The following is a 1,224-nucleotide window of genomic DNA, read 5'->3' as shown; positions in this document are numbered from 1 at the left end:
ATTTCATAAACAAGATCATATGTACTCCTATCAAAATATATATGTGCATATGAAAATGGTTCTATAATTGGATAAGTTATATTTGTTTCAAATTTGTTTTTAGGTACATTTATTCTTATTTCATTAATAATTTTAATGTTTATCATGATAAAAGATTAACTATACTCCAGAATATATAAACTATTCATAATGATTAATAAAAATGTTCTAATAAACTTGGAAAGGGATATAGAAGAAATAGAAAGATATGTTAATAAATTAAAAAATATTGTAAAAGAAATAAAGAGAAATGAAGAAATGAAGAAGTATTTTCGTAAATTATAAATTTAGATGGATATTTTGATGAAAAAGAATATAAAAGAAGGATAACAATAATTGAAAAGAAAATAAAATATTTAGAAAGATCAAAATATTTGATATTATATGATTTAATTAATTTAATTAATAATAGTCAAAAAGTAATAGAATTTCTAAAGAATATAGAAGAAAAAAGTGAAGAAGAAAATAAAAATATTCAATATTATCAAATGAAGTATAAATGATACAATAAATTATATTAATCAAGTTTATCCATAAATATTTAAGAAAGAAGAAATAAAGAAGTGGTAAAAGATTTATTGAAGCATCAAGTATATTATTTAGAAAAAGGGAAGAAAAAAAGAAAAAACAAAAAGTTAAATTAAAATTACTAAAGAGCATAGAATAGATTATTATCAAGAAATTAAGGATATGTTAATTAGATTTTCATAAAAGTATTTGGAGGTTTATCTAGAAGAATTTTAAATAATGGGCAAGATAATTTTGATATTTAAAATACTCATTAAAGGAAGCGTATTATAATATAGAATCTGATTAATTATTATCTGTTATATTATTATTATTATTATTATTATTATTATTTCAATATTTATTTCATTATATCTTCTAAATATTTTCTATTTAATCTATGGTGTATTATCTTTTTTATCTGTGATAGGATTACTTGTTTTATATTTCAATTATAAAAAACAGATGTATTATAGAAGATATAAATAGAAATTTGCCATTTGCTATNNNACATATGGCATCATTAGCAGATGCTGGGATAGAAGTAAAGTATATAATAAAAATAATAAGTGAAATTGAAAAATACGGATATTTATCAAAAGAATTTAAAAAAATATATGATAAAATAAATTTGGGAGAAGGATTGGTAGAANNATTAAGGTTTGTTGCTGATGATAC

The 1,224-nt window shown here is 19.1% G+C and carries 3 protein-coding genes (1 of these 3 running past the window's edge); all 3 read left to right on the top strand.

Going from position 1 to position 1,224, the window contains the following annotated elements; all coding sequences use genetic code 11:
- Window positions 1-189 precede the first annotated feature (189 nt).
- Entirely contained in the window at window positions 190-324 is a 135-nt protein-coding gene (locus LUA84_RS04505; RefSeq protein WP_256443555.1) for a hypothetical protein, read from the top strand.
- Window positions 325-413: 89 nt separating this feature from the next.
- Window positions 414-542, top strand: coding sequence for a hypothetical protein (locus LUA84_RS04500; RefSeq protein WP_256443554.1), 129 nt, complete (start codon window positions 414-416; stop codon window positions 540-542).
- Between the two features lie 518 nt (window positions 543-1,060).
- Window positions 1,061-1,224: the 5' portion of a type II secretion system F family protein gene (locus LUA84_RS03685; protein ID WP_231434496.1), read on the top strand. The gene runs 109 nt beyond the window's last position; only the first 164 of its 273 coding nucleotides appear in the window; the start codon lies at window positions 1,061-1,063; its stop codon lies off the right edge, out of view.

The organism is Candidatus Nanopusillus massiliensis, from assembly GCF_920984865.1.
This window is presented reverse-complemented; position numbering and strand designations above follow the sequence as displayed.

Bases quoted from the DNA above. Each gene is read 5' to 3' on its own strand.
- LUA84_RS04505 (WP_256443555.1), top strand. From the start codon at position 190: ATGATTAATAAAAATGTTCTAATAAACTTGGAAAGGGATATAGAAGAA.